22 protein-coding genes are annotated in these 24,755 nt (G+C 62.9%); 6 read left to right on the forward strand and 16 right to left on the reverse strand.

From position 1 onward, the window contains the following. Window positions 1–6 precede the first annotated feature (6 nt). On the forward strand, window positions 7–1,062 hold the full coding sequence (gene tilS, locus ACQRAG_RS00885; RefSeq protein ID WP_427803731.1) for a tRNA lysidine(34) synthetase TilS: 1,056 nt from the start codon (window positions 7–9) through the stop codon (window positions 1,060–1,062). 247 nt (window positions 1,063–1,309) lie between these two features. Here tilS and dxs read toward each other — a convergent pair whose 3' ends face one another. The 7 genes from dxs to ispG are packed head-to-tail and all read right to left on the reverse strand — an operon-like array spanning window position 1,310 to window position 9,597. Then, entirely contained in the window at window positions 1,310–3,214 is a 1,905-nt protein-coding gene (gene dxs / locus ACQRAG_RS00890) for a 1-deoxy-D-xylulose-5-phosphate synthase (RefSeq protein WP_204625812.1), read from the reverse strand. A gap of 3 nt (window positions 3,215–3,217) precedes the next feature. Beyond that, a complete protein-coding gene (locus tag ACQRAG_RS00895; RefSeq protein WP_297139374.1) occupies window positions 3,218–4,111 on the reverse strand; it encodes a polyprenyl synthetase family protein in 894 nt (297 codons plus the stop codon). Next, complete coding sequence (xseB, locus tag ACQRAG_RS00900; protein ID WP_204625811.1) at window positions 4,111–4,380, reverse strand: exodeoxyribonuclease VII small subunit; 270 nt, start codon at window positions 4,378–4,380, stop codon at window positions 4,111–4,113. The genes ACQRAG_RS00895 and xseB overlap by 1 nt, the downstream gene beginning before the upstream one ends. A 6-nt stretch (window positions 4,381–4,386) precedes the next feature. Continuing rightward, complete coding sequence (locus ACQRAG_RS00905) at window positions 4,387–5,280, reverse strand: M23 family metallopeptidase (protein WP_337464294.1); 894 nt, start codon at window positions 5,278–5,280, stop codon at window positions 4,387–4,389. Beyond that, window positions 5,273–6,766: an exodeoxyribonuclease VII large subunit gene (gene xseA, locus ACQRAG_RS00910; RefSeq protein WP_427803732.1), complete on the reverse strand. Its 1,494-nt coding sequence runs from the start codon at window positions 6,764–6,766 to the stop codon at window positions 5,273–5,275. Before xseA ends, ACQRAG_RS00905 begins: the two co-directional genes overlap by 8 nt. 24 nt (window positions 6,767–6,790) lie before the next feature. Continuing rightward, window positions 6,791–8,521, reverse strand: coding sequence for a proline--tRNA ligase (locus tag ACQRAG_RS00915; RefSeq protein ID WP_204673738.1), 1,731 nt, complete (start codon window positions 8,519–8,521; stop codon window positions 6,791–6,793). Further along, entirely contained in the window at window positions 8,521–9,597 is a 1,077-nt protein-coding gene (gene ispG, locus ACQRAG_RS00920; protein WP_006005442.1) for a flavodoxin-dependent (E)-4-hydroxy-3-methylbut-2-enyl-diphosphate synthase, read from the reverse strand. The genes ACQRAG_RS00915 and ispG overlap by 1 nt, the downstream gene beginning before the upstream one ends. A gap of 325 nt (window positions 9,598–9,922) precedes the next feature. Between ispG and ychF the strand changes: the two genes are divergently transcribed. The 5 genes from ychF to ACQRAG_RS00945 all read left to right on the forward strand — a co-directional run bounded on the left by ychF (window position 9,923) and on the right by ACQRAG_RS00945 (window position 14,091). Next, window positions 9,923–11,023 carry a redox-regulated ATPase YchF gene (gene ychF / locus ACQRAG_RS00925; protein WP_006005438.1) on the forward strand — a complete coding sequence of 367 codons (1,101 nt, stop codon included), beginning with the start codon at window positions 9,923–9,925 and terminating at the stop codon, window positions 11,021–11,023. Between the two features lie 241 nt (window positions 11,024–11,264). Continuing rightward, entirely contained in the window at window positions 11,265–11,984 is a 720-nt protein-coding gene (locus ACQRAG_RS00930) for a carboxymuconolactone decarboxylase family protein (RefSeq protein ID WP_427803733.1), read from the forward strand. Between the two features lie 30 nt (window positions 11,985–12,014). Continuing rightward, the gene (locus ACQRAG_RS00935; RefSeq protein ID WP_427803734.1) at window positions 12,015–12,971 is read left to right on the forward strand and encodes a DUF362 domain-containing protein; all 957 of its coding nucleotides are present in this window, start codon (window positions 12,015–12,017) and stop codon (window positions 12,969–12,971) included. A 14-nt stretch (window positions 12,972–12,985) separates the two neighbouring features. After that, window positions 12,986–13,480, forward strand: a complete 495-nt coding sequence (locus ACQRAG_RS00940) for a (R)-mandelonitrile lyase (RefSeq protein ID WP_427803735.1) — start codon at window positions 12,986–12,988, stop codon at window positions 13,478–13,480. A 134-nt stretch (window positions 13,481–13,614) separates the two neighbouring features. Beyond that, the gene (locus ACQRAG_RS00945; protein WP_240937740.1) at window positions 13,615–14,091 is read left to right on the forward strand and encodes a flavodoxin; all 477 of its coding nucleotides are present in this window, start codon (window positions 13,615–13,617) and stop codon (window positions 14,089–14,091) included. A 166-nt stretch (window positions 14,092–14,257) separates the two neighbouring features. Here ACQRAG_RS00945 and ACQRAG_RS00950 read toward each other — a convergent pair whose 3' ends face one another. The 9 genes from ACQRAG_RS00950 to ACQRAG_RS00990 all read right to left on the reverse strand — a co-directional run bounded on the left by ACQRAG_RS00950 (window position 14,258) and on the right by ACQRAG_RS00990 (window position 24,488). Next, window positions 14,258–14,587 (reverse strand): DMT family transporter, encoded by a 330-nt coding sequence (locus tag ACQRAG_RS00950; protein WP_204625804.1) that lies wholly within the window; start codon window positions 14,585–14,587, stop codon window positions 14,258–14,260. A gap of 8 nt (window positions 14,588–14,595) precedes the next feature. After that, the gene (gene lpdA, locus ACQRAG_RS00955; protein WP_427803736.1) at window positions 14,596–16,014 is read right to left on the reverse strand and encodes a dihydrolipoyl dehydrogenase; all 1,419 of its coding nucleotides are present in this window, start codon (window positions 16,012–16,014) and stop codon (window positions 14,596–14,598) included. A 208-nt stretch (window positions 16,015–16,222) separates the two neighbouring features. Then, window positions 16,223–17,740 (reverse strand): tripartite tricarboxylate transporter permease, encoded by a 1,518-nt coding sequence (locus ACQRAG_RS00960; RefSeq protein WP_204625802.1) that lies wholly within the window; start codon window positions 17,738–17,740, stop codon window positions 16,223–16,225. 24 nt (window positions 17,741–17,764) lie between these two features. Beyond that, window positions 17,765–18,214, reverse strand: a complete 450-nt coding sequence (locus ACQRAG_RS00965) for a tripartite tricarboxylate transporter TctB family protein (RefSeq protein WP_168936335.1) — start codon at window positions 18,212–18,214, stop codon at window positions 17,765–17,767. Window positions 18,215–18,265: 51 nt separating this feature from the next. After that, window positions 18,266–19,228, reverse strand: a complete 963-nt coding sequence (locus tag ACQRAG_RS00970) for a tripartite tricarboxylate transporter substrate binding protein (protein ID WP_168936336.1) — start codon at window positions 19,226–19,228, stop codon at window positions 18,266–18,268. A 54-nt stretch (window positions 19,229–19,282) separates the two neighbouring features. Beyond that, window positions 19,283–20,866 (reverse strand): FAD-dependent oxidoreductase, encoded by a 1,584-nt coding sequence (locus tag ACQRAG_RS00975; protein ID WP_427803737.1) that lies wholly within the window; start codon window positions 20,864–20,866, stop codon window positions 19,283–19,285. 7 nt (window positions 20,867–20,873) lie between these two features. Further along, a complete protein-coding gene (locus ACQRAG_RS00980; protein ID WP_204625573.1) occupies window positions 20,874–22,526 on the reverse strand; it encodes an FAD-binding protein in 1,653 nt (550 codons plus the stop codon). 93 nt (window positions 22,527–22,619) lie between these two features. Beyond that, window positions 22,620–23,393, reverse strand: a complete 774-nt coding sequence (locus ACQRAG_RS00985; RefSeq protein ID WP_337809781.1) for a GntR family transcriptional regulator — start codon at window positions 23,391–23,393, stop codon at window positions 22,620–22,622. Window positions 23,394–23,639: 246 nt separating this feature from the next. Continuing rightward, window positions 23,640–24,488: a substrate-binding domain-containing protein gene (locus ACQRAG_RS00990; RefSeq protein ID WP_168936340.1), complete on the reverse strand. Its 849-nt coding sequence runs from the start codon at window positions 24,486–24,488 to the stop codon at window positions 23,640–23,642. Between the last annotated feature and the right edge of the window lie 267 nt (window positions 24,489–24,755).

Here is a 24,755-nt window from a genome sequence, read left to right on the forward strand (position 1 = left end):
TGCGGCATGATCCCCGTCCCCGAACTGCAAGCGCTCCCTTCCCGGCTGGCCCGCCTGTGCCTGGATGTGGAGCGCCTTTGTCGTCACAACCTGAAGATGGCTGATGGCGATACCTGGTTGCTGGCCGTTTCCGGCGGCGCGGATTCGACAGCCCTTTTATGCATCATGGCCCTGCTGGCCCCCCAGCATGACTGGCAGCTGCATGTGGCGACAGTGGACCATCAGCTGCGGCCGGAATCCGCCGAAGATGCCGCCTTCGTGGCCGGGCTCTGCCGGGGCTGGCGCATCCCCTGCCGCATCCTGACGGCGGATGTGCCCCGGCTGGCACGACAGGTGGGGCTGGGTACGGAAGAAGCGGCCCGGCGGGCGCGCTATGCCCTGCTGGAGCAAGCCCGTCAGGCTTGCGGCGCTTCAGCCATCCTGCTGGGACATCACCGGAGCGATGTGACCGAAGACCAGATGCTCCGCTTTCTGCGCGGTACCGGCTGGCCGGCACTGGGCGGCATGCGGGCCGAGGACGCGGAACGGCATCTGCTGCGTCCCCTGCTCCGCACGGACAAGCATGCCCTGAGAGAGCTGCTGCACTGCTGCGGCATCCTCTGGCGGGAAGACGCCAGCAATGCGGACACCCGCTATACCCGTAACCGTCTGCGGCATACCCTCCTCCCTCTCCTGCGGCAGGAGAACCCCCGCCTTGAGGACAGCTGCCTCAATCTCTGGGAGCTGGCAGGTATCGACGGGGAGTACTGGCAGCAGGAGCTGGAACACCATCTTGCCCGCACGCCCTGGCAGGAGGCGCCCGGCAGCATCACCCTGCCCCGCGCACTGTTGCGTGGGACGCATGCGGCTCTGCGGCTGCGTCTTTACCACCGGGCCGTGGCCCGGCTGGCCCGGCTCTCCGGCGGCCAGGCCCGTTCCGCCACGCTGCTGGCCCTGGATCAGGCCTGGCAGGAAGGCCGGGGCGGTACCACCTTTCAGCTGCCCGGCAGTATCATGGCCCATCTCAAGGGAGGCAGCATCCGCTTTTACGTCGAAAAACGGCAGGCTGTTCGGAAAAGCTGAGGAATTGCGCCACGCGCTGATGGCAACAGCGTGGCCTGCTTGCCTCCCGCACAGGAACCCGTCTTCCGCCCGGCACATCTTCCCTCAACGGCAGTGCGTACACCGTTCATTCCTTCTGCCGGAACGGCATATGTCCGGGGCTTCCCATCCCCACGCCTCACGCCCGACCTCCTTTTCCACCGCAGGCATAAAAAAAGAGCGTACCGGCAAGGTACGCTCCTCTTTTTTCGTTGATGCCATAAAAGGCTCAGTCCTTCAGGATCAGTTCCCGCACAGCCCGGATGATATCCGGTGCCCGCAGGCCCACCAGCTCGCGCAACTGGGCCTGGGAACCGTGTTCCACGAAGGCATCGCCGATACCCAGACGGCGGATGCGCTGGCCGCGCAGCAGGCCGTCATCGGCCCAGCGCTCCAGCACGGCCGAGGCAAAACCGCCTGCCAGGCAGCCTTCTTCCACAAAAACGATACGGTCGAACGTGCGGGCGATCTCGGCCAGCTGCGCCGCAGGCAGCGGCTTGAGCCAGATGGGATCGAAGACCAGCGGCCGGAAGCCGAACTCTTTTTCGATGGCTGCCGCGGCTTCCAGAGCCGGGCGCACACGGTTGCCCACGGCCACGATGGCCACCCGTTCCCCTTCCTGCATGATCTCACCCTGAGCAGAAGGCAGCAGGCGCAGTTCGGCATCCAGCGGGACCCCCATACCGGCACCGCGCGGATAGCGTACGGCGCAGGGCCCACCGGCCGTGGTGGCCGTCAGCAGGCAATGGCGCAGCATGTTCTCGTCACGGGGCGCCAGCAGGGTCATCTCGGGGATATGGCGCAAGTAGGCGATATCGAAGACACCATGATGCGTGGCCCCGTCCTCGCCCACCAGACCGGCCCTGTCCACACAGAAGGTCACGGGCAGTTTCTGCAGACAGACGTCATGGACGATCTGGTCATAGGCCCGCTGCAAAAAGGTGGAATAGATGGCCACCACGGGATGGAAGCCGCTGGCCGCCAGACCGGCGGCAAAGGTGACGGCGTGCTGTTCGCAGATACCCACGTCTACGAAGCGTTCCGGGAAGCGCTCTTCAAAAAGGTTCGTCCCGGTGCCTTCGGGCATGGCTGCAGTGATGGCCAGCAGACGGTCGTCTTTTTCCGCCAGCTCGACCAGGGTCTTGCCGAAGATACCGGTAAAGGAAGGCGTTTTGTTGCTGCTGGGGATGAGCAGGCCCGTTTCCGGCTCGAAGTGGCCCACACCATGGAAATGCGTGGGGTCTTTCTCCGCCGGGGCATAGCCCTTGCCCTTGCAGGTGCGCACATGCAGCAGCACCGGTCCGTCTTCCACGGCTGCCGCCATCTGCAAATGACGGCACAGGGCGGGCAGGTCGTGCCCGTCCACGGGCCCGATATAGGTGAAGCGGAAGGCCTCGAACAGCATGCCGGGCGTGAAAAAGGACTTGAAACTCCATTCGCCGCGCATGGCATACAGGGCCAGCTTCTGGCCGATGCGGGGGATGGAGCGCAAAAGCTGGAGCACATCCTTGCGCGTCTGCCGCACCCAGCGCCGGGACAGCGTACGGCTCAGGAACAGGGACAGGGCACCCACATTGGGCGAGATGGAGATCTCGTTGTCGTTGAGCACCACGATGAGCCGCCGTCCCATATGTCCGGCCAGGTTCAGGCCTTCAAAGGCCTCGCCTGCCGTCAGGGAGCCGTCACCGATGACGGCCAGCACATGTTCCTTGCCGCCGGCCAGATCGCGGGCCATGGCCATGCCAAGGGCCGCCGAGATGGACGTGGAGGAATGCCCTACCCCAAAGCGGTCATAGGGGCTCTCGCTGCGGCGCGGGAAGCCCGCGAGGCCCCCCAGGGTACGCAGGGTGTGGAACTGGGAAGCGCGTCCGGTCAGCAGCTTGTAGGCATAGGCCTGATGCCCTACGTCCCAGACGATCTTGTCCTGCTCCATGTTGAAGGTATGCAGCAGGGCCAGGGTCAGTTCCACGACCCCCAGCGAGGGAGCCAGATGCCCGCCGTTCTTGGACACCACATCGATGATGCGCTTGCGCAGCTCCGCAGCCAGCAGCGGGAGCTGTTCGTCAGAAAGATCCATCACCTGTTTCGGTGAGGTCAGGCTGTCCAGCAGGGACTGTGCAGTGTTTTCCGTCATTTCTCAGGCCGCTCTCGTGATGGTGTACTCGGCAAGGGCGCGCAGGAATTCGGCCTCGGGACCGCTGAAACCGGCCAGCGCGGCGCAGGCGGCATCCGCCTGTTCGCGGGCCAGGCGGCGGCTTTCGTCAAGCCCCACCAGCGCAGGATAGGTGTTCTTGCCCTGTTCGGCATCGCTGCCGGCGGGCTTGCCCAGGGTGGCCGTGTCGGAAACGACGTCCAGGATGTCGTCCGCGATCTGGAAAGCCACCCCCAGCGCGGCACCATAACGGCCGATGCGCTCGCACACATCGTCCGCAGCACCGGCCAGCAGCGCACCGCACACGCAGGAGGCCCGCAGCAGGGCCCCGGTCTTCATGGCATGCATGCGGCGCAGCTCCGCCATGCTCACGGGCGGCAGGCCGGTGTAGAGCATGTCCCACTCCTGTCCGCCCACCATGCCGGACGAACCGGCGGCACGGGCAAATTCCGCCACGGCCCGCAGCACCTGACCGGCGGGCAGCTCCACCCGGCACATATGGGCAAAGGCATCCGTCAGCAGGGCATCCCCGGCCAGGATGGCCGTGGCCTCGTCGAATGCCTTGTGGTTGGAGGGCTTGCCGCGGCGCAAATCGTCGTCATCCATGGCGGGCAGATCGTCATGGATCAGGGAATAGGTATGGACCATCTCGATGGCGGAGGCGAAGGGCAGCACGTCCTCCGGCTTCAGGCCGCACAGGGCGGCACAGCTCAGGCACAGGACAGGACGCAGACGCTTGCCGCCCGCCTGCAGGCTGTACAGCATGGATTCCCGCAACCGGGGCGGCATCTCCTGCCCGTCAAGACAGGTCGCCAGATAGCTTTCCACCAGCTTCCCGCGTTCTTTCAGCAGGGATTTCATGGCTTCTGTAGACATCATCATCGTTGCTCCACACTCTGTTGCAGGGGATCTTCCATATTTTCTTCCGGCCGGAACGCCCGGACCTGTCCTTCCTGCCAGACCGTCAGCTGCTGCCGGGCCTGCTCCAGCTGGCGCCGGCATTGCAGGGAACATTCCATGCCTTCCTGATACAGGGCCATCCCCTCTTCCAGCGACGGCTGCCCGTTCTCCAGGGCTTCCACGATCTCCTGCAGGCGCGCCATGCGCTCCTCAAAGGTCAGGTTCTTCTTGCTCGTTCTGGCTTTCATGCTTCATCATCTCCGGGCAGCGGGACGTGCTTCCAGCAGAGGTTCCGGGTCCACCGCCTGTCCCAGGACGATCAGGGAAAGGTGCAGATGCGGCCCCGTGACCCGTCCCGTGGACCCAACTTTGCCGATGACCTGGCCACGCCGGACCACATCGCCCGGTCGGACAAGGATACGGGACATGTGCAGGTAAGAAGTGAACACTCCCTGCCCGTGGTCAATATATACGGCATTGCCGGAAAAATACAAATCGTCGGCCAGCACGACCCGGCCGTCGGCGCAGGCCAGGATGGGCGTCCCTTCCGCACCGCGCAGGTCGAGCCCGCGATGCACGCCGCGCGGCTGATCATTGAAGACCCGCTTGAGTCCGAACTTGCTGGAAACGCTCCCCGGCACAGGCCGCGCAAAAGGGGCCGTCCACAAACGTTCCGGGCTGTAGTTGTCCAGGGCCTTGCCGGCCTTCTCCCGGTCCCTGCGGATGCGCTCCCGCACCTCTGCCGGGGGATCCACATATTTTTTGTCCACCCGCAGGGCCTGCACCGGACGCTTTTTGTCGAACAGGGCCACGCGGGCCTCCGCCTGCTGTCCGTCCTGCGTCCGCGTTTTCAGGTCAAGGCTTTTGGCGCTGCTGTCCAGCGGGACAGGCAGCAGGAACTCCGCCTGCCAGCCGCTCCCTGACGGCTGTGCCGCCATGACATGCTCACGCTCCAGCCAAAAGACGGTCACGGGACGTGCAGGTCCGTCACCGGAGACCTGTACGCGGATGGCGTCGCCGCGGGCCGCCCGTGCGGGAACGTCCAGATGCATGGCCGCCATGGCCGGGAAAGACCACAGCAGGAACAGGACCACTGCCCCCAGGATGCCGCTTACCGGCCGTTGGAAAAAAGAAGACTGTTCAGGCATGATCCCCTCCCTGTCCGTCATGAGGATGCACCGCGGTGATCCTGGCTTCCAGCTCCCCGTCCTGTAACAGGATGCGCACGTCCTGCCCGGCGCTGCTCTGCCCGGTCGAAGACAGCACGCGCCCTTCGTCCGTGCGTACCACGGCATAGCCGCGCCCCAGCGGAGCCAGCGGATTGCAGGCCGCCAGACGCAGCTCCAGACATTCCAGCCCGTGCCCGCGATGCGAGATACGCTCCTGCCCCAGACGCGCCAGATCACGCGTGCAATCCCGCACGGCCTGCTCACGACCGCGCACCATCAGATGCACGGCATTGCCAAGCTTTTGTTCCAGCAGGGCAAGACGCTGCTGCAGATGTGCCAGCCGTCCCGGCCCCGTGAGGGCCCGCAAACGCTCCTGGCTGTGCTGCAGGCTGCGCTCACGATCCCGTACCAGGCGTTCCCCGGCCTGGAGCAAACGTTGCCGCCACTGCTGCCATTGCTGCCCCGCCCCCTCAAGACGACGGGCGGGCGAACACAGGCGCAGGCCGCGCTCGCAACGCTGGAGCCGGTCTTCCTGCCGTTGCAGCCACCCCTGGCGTGCGCGCTCCAGCGCCAGGGAAAGCTCGTCCAGGCGCTGCCAGTATTCGCGCCGCAAGGGCCAGAGCAGCTGGGCCGCGTGGGAAGGGGTAGCCGCACGAACGTCGGCCGTCATGTCGGCCAGGGTCACGTCCACTTCATGGCCGATACCGGCCAGCACCGGGATCTTTGAGGAAAAAATGGCGGTCGCCACCTCTTCCTCGTTGAAGCACCAAAGGTCTTCCAGCGAACCGCCGCCCCGGATGATCACCGCGACCTGTGCCCAGCCCTGACGGTTGATCTCGTCCAGGGCCCGGCAGATCTGCCCGGCAGCGCCCTCCCCCTGCACCCTCACCGGGAACAGGCGCACTTCGGCCCCCAGGCCCCGCACGGAGGCCAGTTCCATGAAGTCATGGATGGCGGCCCCGGCAGGTGACGTCACCAGCGCCACGCGGCTGGGACTGGCAGGCAGCGGACGTTTGCGCTCCGCGGCAAAAAAACCGCGGGCAGCCAGCGCCTGTTTGCGCTCCTCGAAGGCCTGGGCCAGCAGGCCCTGCCCCCCGGCCTGCACCAGTTCCACGATCAGCTGGTATCGGCCGCGCGGCCCGTAGACACTGATCTGCCCGGCACAGAACAATTCGGAGCCCTGCCGCAGCAGACGTACGGGATCCGGCCGGGGCTCGGCGAAGATCTCGCCGGTCAGGGGGTCGAAGTTCCGGCCGCGCATCTGGCGGTCCCGGAACCAGACGCATTGCAGCTGGGCACCGGCATCCTTGAGGGTAAAATAGATATGCCCGGATCCGGGGAAAGACAGTTCTCCTATCTCGCCCCGGACCCAGACGAAGGGGAAGGTCCCCTCCAGAGTACGACGCATCCTGTCCGTCAGTTCAGTGACGGACAGGATGCGCTCTTGTTCACACGCAGCGGGCATGCAGGGGCTCCGCTGTCAGCCGTCCTAGGCGCGGCGCTCGGCCCAGGCCTTGCGCACGCCTTCCATCCACTGGGGCAGCGCGGTCTCCAGGGCATCCACGGGCAGTTCGCCCTTTTCGCCCGTACGGCGGTCCTTGCATTCCAGCACGCCGCGGGACAGGCCCTTGCCGCCCAGCACCAGCTGCATGGGCGCACCGATGAGGTCGGCATCCTTGAACTTGACGCCGGGGCGCTCTTCGCGGTCGTCCAGCAGCACGGTCACACCGGCCTTGCACAGCATGGCGTAGATCTCTTCGGCCTTGGCGCGGACTTCTTCCTTGCCGGGGTCGAGGTTGAGCAGGATGCATTCCACAGGAGCCACGGTGGGCGGAAAGATGATGCCGTGCTCGTCGTGGTTCTGTTCGATGGCGGAGGCCACCACGCGGGAGATGCCGATGCCGTAGCAGCCCATGATCATGACGTTTTCCTTGCCGTTCTCGTCCAGATACACGGCATGCATGGCGTCGCTGTACTTGGTGCCCAGCTTGAAGATGTGGCCCACTTCGATGCCCTTGGGCAGCTCGATGGCGCCGCCGCAGCGCGGGCAGGGGTCGCTCAGGGTGATGCAGCGCAGGTCAGCGTAGGCCGTGACCTTCACGTCGCGGCGCAGGTCCACGTGCACCAGATGCGCGTCAGCGGCGTTGGCGCCCACCACATAATCGGTGGCACCCTGCAGCTCGAGGTCGGCGTAGATGGGCACATCCAGACCCACGGGACCGGCAAAGCCCAGAGGCGCGGCCGTGACCTTTTCCACCACGGCGGCCGGAGCCAGTTCCACGGTGGTGGCGTTGAGCAGGTTCTTGAGCTTGATGTCGTTGACTTCGCGGTCGCCGCGCACCAGCACGGCCACGGTCTTGCCGTCCACCACGAAGAGCATGGTCTTGACCACCTGCGAAGGAGCCACCTTGAGCATGGCGCTCACTTCTTCCACGGTGTGGGCCGCAGGCGTGGCGACCTTTTCGTAGGGGGCGCAGGTCTCGGTGCAGGGGGTGCCGTTCCAGACAACTTCGGCGCGTTCCACGTTGGCGGCGTAGCTGCATTCGGTGCAGGCGGCGATGGTGTCTTCGCCGGTATCGGCCAGCACCATGAACTCGTGCGAGAAATTGCCGCCGATGGAGCCGGTGTCGGCTTCCACGGCGCGGAAGCGCAGGCCCAGACGCTTGAAGATGCGGCAGTAGGCGTCGTACATCAGCTTATAGCTTTCGTCGGCACCGGCATCGCTGGAATCGAAGGAATAGGCGTCCTTCATGACGAATTCACGGCCGCGCATCAGGCCGAAGCGGGGACGGATCTCGTCACGGAACTTGGTCTGGATCTGGTACAGACGCACGGGCAGCTGGCGGTAGGAGCGCACTTCGCCGCGCACCAGGTCGGTGATGACTTCCTCATGCGTGGGGCCAAGGCAGTAATCACGGTCGTTGCGGTCCTTGAAGCGCAGCAGCTCCTTGCCGTAGTACTCCCAGCGGCCGGTCTCTTTCCAGAGGTCGCCGGGGATGACCATGGGCATGAGCAGCTCGGAAAAACCGGCGGCGTCCATTTCCTCGCGCACCACGCGCTGCACGTTTTCCAGGGCCTTCAGGCCCAGAGGCAGGTAGATGTACACGCCGGAGGTGAGCTTGCGGACCATGCCGGCACGCAGCAGCAGCTTGTGGCTGACCACTTCCGCTTCGGAAGGGGATTCCTTGAGCGTGGGGATGTAGGTGGAGCTGAAACGCATCAGTGAGTTTCCTTTTCTTTAAGCAGTCGTTGAAGTTCTTCCATAAAAGCCGCGAGCAGGGCGTCCTGTCCCTTGACGGAACGGATGACTTCCCCCTTGCGGAAAATGATGCCTTTGTCGCGGCCGCCGGCCACGCCCAGATCGGCCTCGCGGGCCTCACCGGGGCCGTTGACCACACAGCCCATGACCGCGACCTTGATGTCCGCCGTGGATTCGGCCAGCGCATCCTCTACGGCACGCGCCAGACCGAAGAGGTCGATCTCCGTGCGCCCGCAGGTGGGACAGGAGATGATCTCCGGCCCGCGACGGCGCAGTCCCAGGGCCCGCAGGATCTCCCAGGCCACGGTCACTTCCTCGGCAGGATCGGCCGTGAGCGAGACGCGCAGGGTGTCGCCGATGCCCTCGTGCAGCAAAATGCCCAGACCCACAGCGGACTTGACCGTGCCGCGCATGAGCCCGCCCGCCTCGGTGACGCCGATGTGCAGCGGATAGTCGCAGGACTTGGCCAGCAGGCGGTAGGCCGCAATGGTATCGAGCACCGAAGAGGACTTGAGGGAGATCTTGGTATCGTAGAAGCCCCGGTCCTCCAGCATGCGCACATGACTGAGCGCGCTCTCCACCATGGCTTCCACGCAGGGGCCGCCATACTTCTGCAGCAGATGCTTTTCCACGGAACCGGAATTGACGCCCACCCGGATGACAGCGCCGTTGGCCTTGGCGGCATCCACCACGCGATCCACATGCTCGCGGGGCCCGATGTTGCCGGGATTGATGCGCAGGCCCTCCAGTCCGGCTTCCAGGGCAGCCAGCGCCAGACGGTAGTCGAAATGGATGTCCGCGATGAGGGGCACGGGCGAACCGTCACGCAGGGCCCGCAAGGCCTTGGCCGCCGTCATGTCGGGCACGGCCACGCGCACCGCTTCGCAACCGCGGCGCACAAGGCGGTCGATCTGGGCCAGCGTGGCTTCCACGTCACGGGTATCGGTATTGGTCATGCTCTGCACCATCACCGGCGCGCCGCCGCCGATGGCCAGCTTACCCAGCCTGATGCCCCGGCTGATACGTTTTTCCTGCATGGCAGACCTCGAAAAAATTGGTTTGCAACAAAAGTGCCGCCAGTGTCTTATGCTATTTCAGCAGGCAAGCCAAGTCCTGTAGGGGCCGGAAACATGGCGGCGCCACTCCCCGCATCCAGGACACCGAATCATGCCGCACGCCGGGGCAGGCTGTCCATCTCCAGCGCGGCCCATGCGGCCTTTCGCTGCCGCCATACTTGCCAGCCGTACGGCTTTTGCCTATAAACTCCCCATTCCAACGACATGTTCCGGGCGCTCCTGCGCCTTTTTTCCGCCTGCGCCACCGGCGCATGGCCCTGAACTTCCAAGCCCGCAAGGAGAGGCCATGTCCCTCAGCATCGGCATTGTGGGTCTGCCCAACGTGGGGAAATCCACCCTGTTCAACGCCCTGACCAAGGCTCAGAACGCGCAGGCCGCCAACTATCCTTTCTGTACCATCGAACCCAACAAGGCCACCGTGGCCGTGCCCGACGAGCGCGTGGACGCGCTTTCGGCCAAGGTCTCGCCCAAGAAGACCATCCACGCCAGCGTGGACTTCATCGACATCGCCGGTCTGGTGCGCGGCGCCAGCAAGGGCGAAGGCCTGGGCAACCAGTTCCTGGGCAACATCCGCGAATGCGCCGCCATCGTGGAAGTGGTGCGCTGCTTCGAAGATGAGAACATCACCCATGTGGACGGCAGCGTGGATCCCCTGCGCGACATCGATACCATCGAGACCGAACTTTTGCTGGCCGACCTGCAGAGCGTGGAACGCCGCCTGGAAAAGCTGCAGAAGATGGCCAAGGGCAGCAAGGACGCCAAGGCCGCCGCAGAGATCATGCAGGGCCTGCTGGAGCACCTCAATGCCGGTAACGGCGCCCGCTCCTTCGAACTGCCCGACAACGAGACCTTCCTCCAGTCCTGGCGTGAACTGGGCCTGCTGACCGCCAAGCCCGTCATCTACTGCGCCAACGTGGACGAAGCCGCCGTGGCCGACGGCAACGACTTTGTAGCCCGCGTGCAGCAGCTGGCCGAAGAACGCCATTCCGGTTTCGCCTGCATCTGCGCCAAGCTGGAAGAAGAGCTGCAGGGCCTTTCCGCCGAGGAGCAGGCCGAGATGCTCTCCTCCTACGGCATCTCGGAAAGCGGCTTGGTGCGCATCATCCGTACCGGCTATGACACGCTGGGCCTGTGCAGCTACTTCACCGCCGGTCCCGACGAAGTGCGCGCCTGGACCATCCACAAGGGCTGGAAGGCTCCCCAGGCTGCCGGTGTCATCCACACCGACTTCGAACGCGGCTTCATCCGCGCCGAAGTCATCTCCTACGCCGACTACATGAGCCACGAAAGCGAAGCCGCCTGCCGCTCCGACGGCGTGCTGCGCGTGGAAGGCAAGGAATACGTGGTGCAGGACGGCGACGTCATGCACTTCCTGTTCAACGTCTAGTAGCGGCAACAGGTCTGCGATCTTCACGAGGGACGGCGACAGCCGTCCCTTTTTTTATGCCTCCCGGCAACAGGGGCAGAAGCACAGCAGGCTCCTGCCGCAACCCGGATGCCTCCCTGACTCCTTCTTTGCCTTTCAATCATCCTTGCGACGATTGGACAATTTTTAGCGTCGATTTGATATTTCCCCCTCACTGCGGCCGCGCTAGGTTCGTTCCATGATCTTCCTCAAGGAGCTTGCCATGCGACGCAGATCCCTTCTTCCCCTTCTGGTCATCCTGATGTTCCTGTTCCCGCTGCTTCAGGCGGGGAACAGCCCTGCCAAAGGCCTGGACGGGCGGCAGCAGAGCATGGTGCTCGTGGCCGCCTACACCGCCAATGGCGATCTGGAACGCCTGCGCCCTGCCCTGGGCCAGGCGCTGGACGCCGGATTGACCATCAATGAAATCAAGGAAGTCCTGACCCATCTGTATGCCTACGTCGGCTTTCCCCGCAGCCTGAACGGACTGCAGGTCTTCATGGAAGTCCTGGAGCAGCGCCGTGCCCGTGGCATCACGGATGCGGAAGGAAAAGCCGCCTCTCCCCTGCCCTCCACCCTGGATCGGGATGCGTACGGCGCCCGTGTCCGGGCCGACCTTGCCGGACAAAAAGAGATCCAGCCCCCGTCCGGCGTCCTGGCTTTTGCCCCGGTCATCGATACTTTTTTGAAGGAACATCTTTTTGCGGACATCTTCGCCCGAGACGTGCTCGACCGCAAAGCCCGCGAACTGTGCACCATCGCCGCTCTGGCCAGCCTGCCCGGGCTGGAAGGCCAGCTGCAATTCCATATGGGAGGGGCCATGAACTGCGGCCTGAGCCCGGAAGAGCTGGAGGGCTTCCTTGACCTGCTGGCTGCCCGTGTCGGCAGACAGGAGGCGGATGCGGCCCGCACCGTGGCCCGAAAGGTGCTCGCCTCGCGCTGATGCCCCCTACCCAACTACGGAGGAAATGCCATGTCCGTGAACCGGAGACAGTTCATCAAGGCGGGCAGCCTTGCCCTGGGCTCCCTGGCTGTCCACAGCCTGCCGCTGCAAGCCCGCCCGGCAGAGGAAAAGGCCACCGTGTACTTCACGCCCGAGATCACCACGGAGAGCCTGCTGCGCATCTACGAAAAGGTCTGTGCCCCGTTGCAGGGGCGCATCGCCATCAAGCTCCATACCGGTGAGCCCCACGGCCCCAACATCCTGCCGCGCGACATGGTGCGGGCCCTGCAAGCCCGCATCCCGAAGAGCAGCATCGTGGAGTGCAACGTCCTCTACCCCAGCCCCCGCCAGACCACGGAAGGCCATCGCGAGACCCTGCGGACCAACGGCTGGACCTTCTGCCCGGTGGACATCATGGATGCCGACGGCGAAGTCTCCCTGCCCATCCCCGGCGGGCGACACCTTAAGGAAGTGGCCGTGGGCAAGAACCTGCTCAACTATGATTCCATGCTGGTGCTGACCCACTTCAAGGGCCACGTGATGGGCGGTTTTGGCGGTTCGCTCAAGAATATCGCCATCGGCTGCGCCTCCGGCAAAACAGGCAAGGCCCAGCTGCACAGCGACGGTACCAACCTGTGGGCGGGAGGGCCGCTGTTCATGGAGCGTATGGTGGAGGGCGGCAAGGCCATCACCACCCATTTCAAGGGGCATATGGCGTACATCAATGTCCTGCGCCGCATGTCCGTGGACTGTGACTGCGCAGGGACCAGCGCCGCCGAACCGACCGCCCCGGATATCGGCATCCTGGCATCCACCGACCTGCTGGCCGTGGACCAGGCTTCGGTGGACATGGTCTACGCTCTGCCCGAACAGCAGCGCCGCGATCTTGTGGAACGCATCGAGAGCCGCAGCGGCCTGCGCCAGCTGGAATATATGGAGACCCTGGGCATGGGCCATGCCCGCTACGATCTTGTTTCCCTGTCCTGACAGGAGGTCATGTCATGCGACGTTTCGCTTCCCTGCTCGCCCTTTGCGGCGGCCTGCTTGCCGCTGTCTGTATCGCCCCTTCCACAGTATCCGCCCGGGAGCCCGGCCAGGAGATCATCCGCTGCGGGCAGCAGACGCCCATCAAGGGCTCCCCCCGCTTTTTTACCGGGACCGTGCGCATCGATCCCCTGTACGCCGCCAACAACGCCATGCGCTCCAGCGGCGGCAGCGTCACCTTTGAACCCGGCTCCCGCTCCCACTGGCATATCCATCCTGTGGGACAGGTGCTCATCGTCACCGCCGGGGTCGGCCTGACCCAGGAATGGGGCAAGCCCATCCAGGAGATCAGGGCCGGGGACGTGGTCATCTGCCCCGCCAAGGTCAAGCACTGGCACGGCGCCGCTCCCGGCAGTGCCATGACGCATATCTCCATCTGTGAAGAAACAGAGCCCGGCAAGGTCGTGGAATGGCTGGAACCTGTTACCGACAGCCAGTACGCCAGCCGCTGAGCATAAAGGAGAGCAGCATGGAAAAGTACCACAACGGACGCCGTCAGATCCTGATGGCCCTCGCATCCCTCGCAGGCGGCCTGTTCCTTCCGGGCACGGGCCACACTGCCCCTCAAACGCAGGAGGCACAACGCATGCTCGTCGTCTTTTATTCCCATACGGGCAATACTCGCACCATCGCCCGGCACATCCAGGCCCTGACCGGCTGTGACCTGCTGGATCTGGAGCCCGTCACGCCCTATCCCCGCGACTATGACACGGTCGTCAGCCAGGCAAAAAAGGAAAAGCAGCAGGGCTTCCTGCCGCCGCTGAAAAATCCGCTGGATATGGTCAGCCGCTATGACGTCATCCTCGTGGGATCGCCCAGCTGGTGGGGCACCTTTGCCGGACCGGTGCGCACCTTCCTGTCCACGGCTGCCCTGGACGGAAAAACGCTCATCCCCTTCATCACGCACGAAGGCTCCGGCCTCGGCAGCGCGCCTGCCGACTTGCGCCGCCTCTGCCCTTCCGCAAAAACAGGCGAGGGGCTGGCCATACGCGGCAGCCGGGTGGATGGTGCCCGCCAGCAGGTGGAATCCTGGCTGCGGAAGGCAGGCCTGCTGCCTGCCTAAGAGGAAGGCTTCTGCGGAGCAGCTCCTCTTTCACATGTGCCCGCTGTTCCGGAAAAGCAGGAACAGCTGACGGATGCCGGCCAGTTTGACGAGGGCCGGTATCCCTGGACAAAATGCGTCCCCTTGAAAAGCAAGGGCGGCAGGATGTCTCCTGCCGCCCTCTTCGTCACAGTTCCATGCTTTTGGAAAAAAGATGCATGACCGCCACTCCGGCAACGATGAGGCCCAGCCCGATCATGGCCGGCAGGTCCAGTTTTTGGTGAAAGAAGAACCAGCCCACCAGGGAAACGATGACCACACCTATGCCTGACCACAAGGCATAGGCTATGCCCACGGGTACATATTTGACCACCACCGAGAGCAGGTAGAACGCCAGAGCATAGCCGCCGATGCAGAGCAGCGACGGCAACAAACGGGTGAATCCCTGCGTTTCCTTCAATGCCGAGGTGGCCACGATCTCCGAGCCGATGGCCAGCAGGAGCAACAACCAGTGCATGGGGCCTCCTATGCCTCCTGCGCCAGCAGCGCGGCCTCGTACAGGCCTTCGGCCAGCGTGGGATGGGCATGGATGGTATGGGCCACCTGTTCCAGGGTCAGGCCGTTGGCCACGCCCAGGGCGGCTTCCGCCACCAGGTCGGAGGCATGGGCGCCCACGATGTGCGCCCCCAGCAGACGACCGCCATCCGCAGCGGCCACCAGCTTGAAGAAGCCCGGCAGTTCGCCCATGGCCTGGGCCTTGCCCAGCTCGCGCATCTGGAAGGTGACGCAACGCACGTCCAGCCCCTGCTCACGGGCTTGCTGTTCGCTCAGGCCCACGCTGCCCACTTCGGGCGAGGTGAACACGCCGGAGGGCACGGCATCATAGCGCATGGCGCGCGGTTTTCCGCACAGGCTCTCCACCACGCACAGGCCTTCCATGGCCGCCACATGGGCCAGCATCACACGGGAGGGGCCCAGCAAATCACCGATGGCGTACACTTCGGGCAGGGAAGTCTTCAGGGCATCGTCCACCACGACCCAGCCGCGGCGGTCGGTCCCGATACCGGCTTCGGCCAGCCCCAGGCCTTCCGTGGCCGGGCAACGGCCCACGGTCACCAGCACCATGTCGGCTTCCACAGGCACTTCCTTCTGCTGGGCGGGCGTGGGCTTGTCCACGAAGGGAGAGGCCGTCAGCGTGGCACGGACCACGCCATCCTCCACCCGCACGTCCTTGAGGGTACGGCCCAGCTCGCAGGCGATGCGACGCTTCTTCATCTCGCGCTGCAGCAAGGTGCTGACATCGGCATCCATGGACGGCATGGGCAGCAGACGGTCCTGTCCTTCCACCACGGTCACCTGCGCGCCGAAGGCACGGTAGATGAACGCCATCTCGCAGCCGATGACACCACCGCCCACGATGATCAGGCGCTGCGGCACACGGTCCAGCTGCAGGGCATCATCGCTGCTCAGGATATGGGTGTGGTCAAAAGCCAGACCGGGCAGCTCCGCCACCCGGGAGCCGGTCGCCAGGATGAGAGCGTCGTTCTCCACCACTTCCACACTGCCGTCGGCCATGGTCACTTCCACATGACGGGCATCCAGCACCCTGCCGTGACCGGTGCACAGACGTACTTTGAGACGGGCGCAGGCCTTTTCCAGACCACCGCGCAGGATGCCGACGACCTTTTCCTTGCGGGCCAGCACGGCGGCCGGATCCGCACGGGGCGTCCCTTCGCAGGTGATGCCGAACTCGGCCAGGCGCAGGGCTGTCTCCAGAGCTTCGGCCGAAGCCTTGAGGGTCTTGGTGGGGATGCAGCCGGAATTGAGGCAGGTCCCGCCCAGATGGGCAGCCTCCACCAGCGTGACTTCCATGCCCGCGCGGGCGGCGGCAAAAGCCGCCGTATAGCCGCCGGGGCCACCACCGATGACGGTCAGACGTTTCATGCAGCCCTCCTGTTGCGCTGATGCATACTCAACAAGTTGATATACTGTAACTTTGCAAGAAATTGCAGCAGTGATTGTGGCGCATTTCACCGAGCCCGGTCAAGCCCCGGTACCCAAAAACATGGCCTTCCATGGCGGCGACGGCCCTCCGATTTTTGCAGGCAAAAAAACGGCCGGCAGTGTCACGGGGACCGCCGGCCGTTCTTTCTTACTCAACGACCCTGCTTGCCGCCTTTTTGATCTTGGCGATGTACAGATAGGTGACGACGACTGTCAAAACGATGAACAGCAAGGCCAGAGGACGTGTGAAGAACACCGTCCAGTCGCCGTTGGATATCAGCAGGGTCTGGCGGACCTTCTCCTCAAGCAGTTCGCCAAGGAAAAAGGCCACGATGAGCGTCGGCAGGTTCAGGGACATCTTGATCAGGACATAGCCGAATATGCCGAAACAGAACATGACCCAAACGTCAAAGACGTTGCCGTTATACACATAGGAACCCAGGATGCTGAAAACCAGGATGCAGGCATACAGGGCGGAACGGGGAATGTTGGTCAGCCTGCGCGCATAGCGGATGAAGAACGACCCCACGAACAGGGTGAAGATATTGGAGATGAACAACACCGCGAACAGGGCATAGAGCAGCGGGGCGTGGTCTTCCATGAAGCGGGGACCGGGAACGAGCCCCTTGATCATGAAGCCCCCCAGGATCAGGGCCGCAGCCAGGTTGCCGGGGATGCCGAGAGTCACGAGGGGCACGAGGTTGGGCCCGTTGACGGCATTGTTCCCCGCTTCCGAGGCCGCGATGCCTTCCAGGGCCCCCTTGCCGAACTTTTCGGGCGTCTTCGACTTGCGCCGGGCCCACAGATAGCTCAGATACGCCCCGACAGTGGTCCCGATACCGGGCACGATGCCGACGATGGAGCCGATCACGGTCGAACGCCCGATCGTGGGCAGGCACATCTTGAATTCCTTGCCCGTCATGCGGTTGTCGTCAGGATCGGAGCTGACGGGCACCTGCTGCATCGCCCCCTTCCCGTTGAGCCGCTGCCGGAAGTAATTTTCCGCCTGCAGCAGCACTTCGGAAAAGGCCAGCAGGCCGATGACCATGGGCATGAGGCTGATGCCGTCAGAAAGTTCAATGATGCCGAAGGTGAAACGCAGGGTACCGTATTCCGGGTCAGTGCCGACAGTGGCCAGCAGCAGCCCCAGGGCGGTGGACAGCAGCCCCCGCAAGGGGTCGGCCGTGGCAGCCACGGAGATGACGACAAGAGAGAACAGCACCACCATGCTGTATTCCGGCGGACCGATATGCAGGGCGACAGCGGCTACCGGAGCAGCAAGGAAGATCAGCACCAGGTCCGACAGGGCATCGGCCGTGACCGAAGAAAACAGCGCCGTCTGCATGGCCTTGCCGCTCTTGCCCTGCATGGCCAGCGGATGACCGTCGAAGGTGGTGCACATGGCCTGGGGCGTCCCCGGGATGTTGAACAAAATGGCGGGAAGGGAACCGCCAAAGTTGCCGCCCTTGGAAAGGCCCATGAGCATGGCGATGCCGGGGATGGGCCCCAGGTAATACGTGAACGGGAGCAGGAGCACGATGGCCATGGTATCCGTCAGACCGGGGATGGCCCCCATGATGGCCCCGCAAAAAACACCGACAAATGCCCAGAAAAAATTCTCCCAGCAAAGGACAAGATCCAGGGCACCCATGAGATTCTCAAGCATATTCCGCTCCGGGAAAACGATCAGCTAAAAAAGAAGGCCGGCCGGCAGGGGATACTTGAGCAGCTGGACCACGATGATGTAGATCCCGCCAAGCAGCCCGCATGTCGTCAGAGATATCCTCCAGAAGTTCCTTTCTGCAAAGAACAGCATGTACAAAGGACAAAAGACCGCACTCGAAACAAAGAAACCGATCTTTTCAACACAAAGCAAAAAAACGATATAACTCAGGACAAGTACCAGGATCTTGACGGCAAGGTCCTTCGAGATGTCGGAACCTTCCCGGAAAAAGGCCAGGGTGATCCGCCGCCCCTTGTTCCGCAGGAACATCAGGGCCGCAGGGATGGCCACAAGGATCACTGTCAATCTGGGATAAAACGCCTGTTCTTCTCCGACGACCTGCTGCGGGATGATCCAGAACCACAGCAGGAGGCAGGCAAACAGGAACAGGCCCCCGATAAGGCGGTCGACAGACATCGCTTCCTCCATCTTGTCCCGGAGGCGGGGCCTCCGGGACGGTTGGCTGCTCTACTTCTTGCTCCCCTGCTTGTTGTACTTCAGCATCTCCTGCACGGCGATGGTGGAGTTACGGGAAAATTCCCGGTATTCCTTGCCGTTGAGGAAAGCAGGGGTAAAGCCTGCGGCGTGCATCTTGTCCAGGAGCTCCTTGTTCTGCATGACCTTGGCCAGAGCCTGTTCCCACTTGAGCCGGATGGCTTCCGGCGTCCCGTTGGGGAAAGCAAAGCCGTACATCAGCGACGTGGCAAAGGGGGCGCCCATATCACGCAGCTTGGGCACATCGGGGAAGAAGGGGACTTCAGCCGTGCCCAGGTTGGCGATGATGATCAGGTCCCCCTTGCGGGCGGCCTGGAAGCCGGCCGTACCCGTACCGAGGTCACACACGTCGATGTGATCGCCCAGCAGATCCGCCGTGGCCGGGCCGCCGCTCTTGTACATCACCTGGTTGAACGAGACGCCTTCCTTGATGCCGGCAGCCTTGACCACTTCCAGGCCTTCCTGGCTGGCACCGTGCCCGATGGCTACTTCACCGGGATGGGTCCGGGCATATTCCACCAGCTCCTGCCAGGTCTTGTAGGGCTTGTCGGGCCGGGTGAGCAGCAGACGGTCGTGGGGCATGTACGCCCCCACGAAGGCGATCTTGTCCATGTCATAGGCGGGCGCGCCCAGAAAATACGTAGCGACGAACGCATTGCCTATGGAACCTCCCAGTACCGTATACCCGTCGGGACGTGCCTTGAGGCCAAAATTCAGGCCCGGGATGCCGCTCCCCCCGCCTTTGTTGACGATGACCAGAGGCTGGCCGATCTCTTTGGACAAATAGTCCGCCACCATCCGCACCGTGATGTCGGCGGCTCCGCCCGGAGCAAACGGAACGATACAGGTAATGGCCTTGTCAGGGTACTCCGCCCGCGCGGGCAAGGCACCCAGCATAAGTCCAACTGCCAGAATCAGACCAAGAATCTTTTTCATACCTGTCTCCTGTATAATGCAGGCCGGAACACAATGTCCCCGCTCTTTAGGGGCTTAACGAAGCAGATAGGGAATATTCACATACAATGCCTGTTCAGGGCACTCCACCTCGCACGGCAGACAGAACCAGCAGTTGCGGTAATGGCCGGTCGGGCCGCCGCAGGAAAGGCAGCGCGAGGCCTCGGTACGGGCCTGTTCCGCGGTGAAGACGTCCGTCGTCTCCGCAAAATCGCCCTTGCCCGTGCACACATGACCACTGCCCTGCTGCCGTTCATGACGGCAGGGCTCCGCGATGTCCAGAACATAATCATCAATGAAGGGACCGGGATAGCTGCGTTCATAGTACAGGTCGCTGCCTTCCAGCAGGCGCAGGACAGATGTGGCCGCCTGCCGCCCCGATGCCATGGCCCGAATGGCGGAAGAAGCCCCGCCCACCATGTCCCCGGCAACGAAGAGGGGCTTTTCGCCTGCCTGCAGGGTGACGGGATCGACGCTGACGCCTCCCGCAAGGGATGCGAGCTGCCTGTCCGGCTGCTGGCCGATGGCCCAGATGATGGTATCCGCCGGGAAGGCCCGTTCCTCATCAGGATCGAAATCGGGATAGTCCACGCACTGGCCGGGCAATTTTGCCATATCGTGACGGCAGTACAGTGTCAGCCCGCCTGCGTCAGTGATGCGTTCCGGGGCCCAGGTAAAGGCAAAGCGCACGCCCAGGGCCCTGGCCTTTTCCAGGTCTTCGCGGTCGGCCTTGAAGTCGTCCACCGTACGGCGATAGACGACCAGGACCTTTTCCGCACCGCAGCGGACCGCCGCCTGGGCACAATCCAGCGCCACATAGCCGCCGCCCACGATCACGACGTTGCCGGAAAGTTCCCTGCCCTGCCCGGACCGGACGCGGGTCAGGAAATCCAGAGCCTGCAAGGTCCCCGGCAGCTGTTCGCCGCTGATGCCCGAAGCGCGCCCCTCCCCGGCACCCAGGGCCAGAATGACCGCATCATGCGCAGCCTGCAGGGCCTCCAGGCCCGCCTTGTCGATGCGCTGTCCCAGATGGAAGGTCACACCGCCTTTTTCAAGCATGGCGATCTGGCCGTCCAGCACGCTGTCAGGGAGCTTCCAGAGCGGCAGGACGCTGCACAGCAGACCGCCGGCCTTCGGGGCGGCATCATAGACGGCGACGTCATGCCCGGCCCGGCGCAGGTCATATGCGGCCAGCATACCGGCAGGCCCGGCACCGACGATGGCCACCTTTTTGCCTGTCGCGGCAGCCGGACACAGTTCCCCATCCGGCATACCGGCAAAAAGATAGCGCTTGAGCCCGTTGATGCTGACCGCCTGCCCGTCCACGTCCCGGCGGTTGCAGGCATGCTCGCAGGGATGGTCGCAGATCCTGCAGATGACGGGGGCAAAAGGCAGCACATCAGCGATCAGCTGGCGGGCCCGGTCTTCCTGGCCCCTGGCGATGAGCTGCACGTACCCCTGGACATTGAGCCCCAGAGGACAGGCCCCGGAACAGGGAGCCCGGTTGATGCGGATATTGTCCAGCACGCATTTTTCAGCGCAGTGGCCACAAAAAATGCACTTGCTTTTGTCGACGACGATATTGTCCGTCAAGGCTTCAAGGATGTTTTCAGCGCTCATGACACACCTACATCTTTATGATTGGCGCATAGGAAATGCGGATATCATCAAACGAATCCCCCTGCTTCAGCACGATGTGCTTCATCCAGTGTTCATCATCCTTCATCGGATAGTCGGAGCGCATGTGCCAGAGGCCCCAGCGGCTTTCCTTGCGTTCCTTGGAGGCCAGGGCGCTCATGGCCGCGCAATGGATGATGTTCTCGACCTCATAGGCCTTGAACAGGTCGTGCTTGTTGGCGATCCTGACGTCTGTCCTGAGTTCCTTCTTGAAACGGTCCATCCACCAGAGGGCCCTGTCGAGCTTGTATTCGTTCTTGGGCGGACGGATGTAATCGTTGATCAGGCGGCGCACCTTGTATTCGAACTCCTCGATGGGGATCTTGCCGTCAGCCTGGGCAAGCTTGGCATCACGATCCCGGATGACCTCCAGGACCTGCTCCTCATCCAGCGGCATGTCAGGCAGCGTGCTGGCGTATTCCGTAGCGTTCTCCGCCGTGATCTGGCCAAAGGTGAACGCGCCGCTCAAATGGGCCCGGGCCACCAGGGAGACGTCGCCCGCCGCATACAGGCCGGGCACCGAGCTCTCGCCCTTCTCGTTGATGCGGATGCCCGTAAGGCCATGCCCGCCGCAAAGGTAGCAGTCCGTGGGCCAGAGCTCGATCTCGCCGGTGCGGAAGTCGACACCGCGCCCCTTGAAGAACCGCTCCTGCACCGGTCGTTCGGTGGAGAACAGCAGGTCTTCCACTTCGCGGATCTTCTCTTCGCTCATGTGACGCATGTCGATGCGCATGGGACCGCGCTCGGCAAGGTGCTCCATGTGCATGAGGTGGATGCCGGGATGGTCTTCCTGGAACTCCTGGGCAAAGGCGTTGAGCAGGTGTGCGCCGCGGGTCAGGGTGATGTACAGGAGGGGCGCGTTGATGTCCTTGATGATGTAATAGACCAGCGTATATTCGAAGCCGGAAAGCTCCGCACCGGCACGGTAGGCCATGACGTAGCCGTCACCGGTATTGCCCGGGAAGTCATAGACGCCGTACAGATAGCCGTTGGCAGGCAGACCGAAACGGGCCGTGCCGCCGGAACAGAGGATGACGCTCTTGGCCTTGCAGACCACGATCTCTCCCGTACGGACGTTGATGCCCACAGCGCCGCTGATCCTGTCGCCGTCCTTCAAAAGACGTACGGTCATGATGCGGTTGTAGACCTCGGCGCCGTACTCATAGGCTTTTTTGGCCAGTATCGTCTTGAGCTCCGGCTCCTTCATGGTGATGCAGAACTTGCCCTTGGAGTGGATCTGCAGCTTGTCGAACTGCCCTTTTTCATCCACGGGGAAGCAGACCCCCCAGTCCATGAGCTCTTTCATGACGGCCCAGGTCCGTTTGGCCATGGCATAGTTGACGGGCTCGTCCATGATGCCCTGGCAGGCTTCCCTGTTGGTCTCCACATACAGCTCGGGGGTCTCTTCGGTCCCGGGCACAGCCACGATGTTCATGGCGTCCATGCCGCGGGCGATGCACCCGGAATACTGCATGTCTCCTTTTTCAAACACGACGACCCGCTGCCCGGGGTCCATCTGTTTGGCCCGTATAGCCGCCATCACGCCGGCGCTACCGCCGCCGACAATCAGCACATCTGCACTCAGGGTCATGTATGGCTGCATACATCGTCTCCTTTTTTGCCACATATGCTATGGTTCTATATAGCAGTTAAAAGACCAAAAAAAGGGAGCCGAGTCCCTTTTCCCAAAACGACATCACTTCCTGAATTCATGGAAGCGCATGAGCCCGAAGGGACAGGACCGGATCAGACTGCGCCGGAACTCCACGATGCGATCCTCATAGGTCATGGAAAGCATGTTGGAACGGATCATGGGGGTCCCTTCCTTCTCTTCCAGATAATGCGCCACATCCCGGGAGGCGCATTCCACCCCCAGCTGCTCACAGCTGCGCAACACGGGGAAATGGCAGTACTTTTCTATCAGCAGATACAGCGAAAGCTCTTCCATCTCTGCCGGAGAGATGTTCATGAGCCCTTCTCCGAACGGGAGCGGGATGTAGGACTCGCTCATGACGACGGGACAGAACGTCTCGCCGTCCTTCCCCAGGAACACACGGCTGACCTTAAGGAACTCCTGGATGTCCGGCGCCGGCGAAAAATCGCTGATGACGGGATCGGTCCGCGAGGCCTTGGCTATGGATATCGTCCTCACACGCAGCGAGGTATCCTGGTCCGTAAGGCTTTTGCGCAACCTGTAGTACTTCACGTTGTTCCTATCCAGGGTGTTCTCGGCCACGAAGGTGCCCTTGCCCTGGATCCGGCTCAGATAGCCCTTGTGGACCATGTTTTCCAGCGCCTTGCGGACAGTCCCGACGCTGATCCCCATGGTCGCGGCGATCTCGCGCTCGGAGGGCAGCTGCATGCCGGCCTTCCAGTCCTGGCAGATGATCTTGTCGATCAGGGTCTGCTGCAGACGGTAGTACATGGGCAGGGCCTCGGAATAACGGGGGGAGAGCTGCAAAGGTTGCATAACATCCTTCTTTAAAAGTTAAGTGCTATATAGCTCTATATCAAATTTGTCGTCAAGGCCAAAATTCCCTGAGACGGGCACCTCCCAGGGGCCCGAGGAGCATCTCTCGGGAATGCTGGCATAAAAAAATCATATATTCATGCATGTTAAACGGACACATCCCGCTTTTTCGGTATCAAAAAATTATGAAATCTTTTATAAAAAATAGGGGAGCCCCGTGTACGAAAGCTCCCCTGCCGTCAGTCACTACTTGCCGTGCTTGGCGTTCCACTGATCGGAATTGGGGAAGAACAGGGGCTGCCCGTACTTGTCCTTGCCGAAATCACGGATGATGGTCTGGGCTTCATCGCCCACCAGCCAGTCCGCGAACTTCAGGGCCGCATCCTTGTGGACCTGGGGAAATTTGTCGGGATTGACCCGGATGATGGCGATAAGGTTGAGCATGATGGGGTCGTTCTCCACCAGAGGCACGACCTTGACCGTATCCTTGAGGGTCAGCCAGGTGGCGCGGTCCATCAGGGTGTAGGCCTGCTTCTTGTCCGTATAGAGCGTCGTGGCCTTGTTGCCCTTGGCGCCGTCGGCATAGACCTCATACCAGGCGCCAGCGGGCTGGATGCCGGCAGCCTGCCAGATGTCCATTTCCTTGACATGGGTACCGGACTTGTCCCCGCGGGAGACGAAGGGCACACCGGCCTTGGCGATGGTGGCAAAGGCCTCGGCAGCGCTCTTCATGCCCTTGATGCCCGCCGGGTCACCGGCAGGGCCCAGGATGACGAAGTCATTGTACATGACATCGCGGCGATCCACACCGAAACCGGCAGCCACAAAGGCGTCCTCAAGCTTGCGGGCATGGACCATCACCAGGTCGAAGGTGCCGCTTTCCGCCTTTTTCAGGGTCTTGCCGGTCCCGGCTTTTTCCATGCTGATGGCGATACCGGTCTTTTTGCTGAAGGTATCGGCCAGCAGCGGCAGGATACCGGCATCCACCGGACCGATGGTGCTGGAGATCTTCAGGCTGTCCGCGGCCTGGACGGGGACGGACAAGGGGAACAGACACAGCAGGCAGACCAGGCTGGCCATACGGGAAAACTTCATGGTGCTTCCTCCAGATGAACTTGCAGCCGGGCGGGATGCCCGGCCTTACGTCGCTTCCGGCCACTGTGCCCCAAAAAAAACTTTCGGACAATACACAAGACCCATGGCGGCACACGTCCGGCCAGACATGGCGTCCATACAGGCCATTACAGCCTGTTTTCCGCCTTGCCGCGGCAGCATGAACGGCCGGTCTGCCCCGCAGGCGATACATTTATGCTCTTTTTTTGCCAGATCCTCTCTTCCGCTGTTCAGGCTACGACAAGTTGT

It is taken from the genome of Desulfovibrio sp. SGI.230, from assembly GCF_050313065.1.
Lineage (GTDB): Bacteria > Desulfobacterota > Desulfovibrionia > Desulfovibrionales > Desulfovibrionaceae > Desulfovibrio.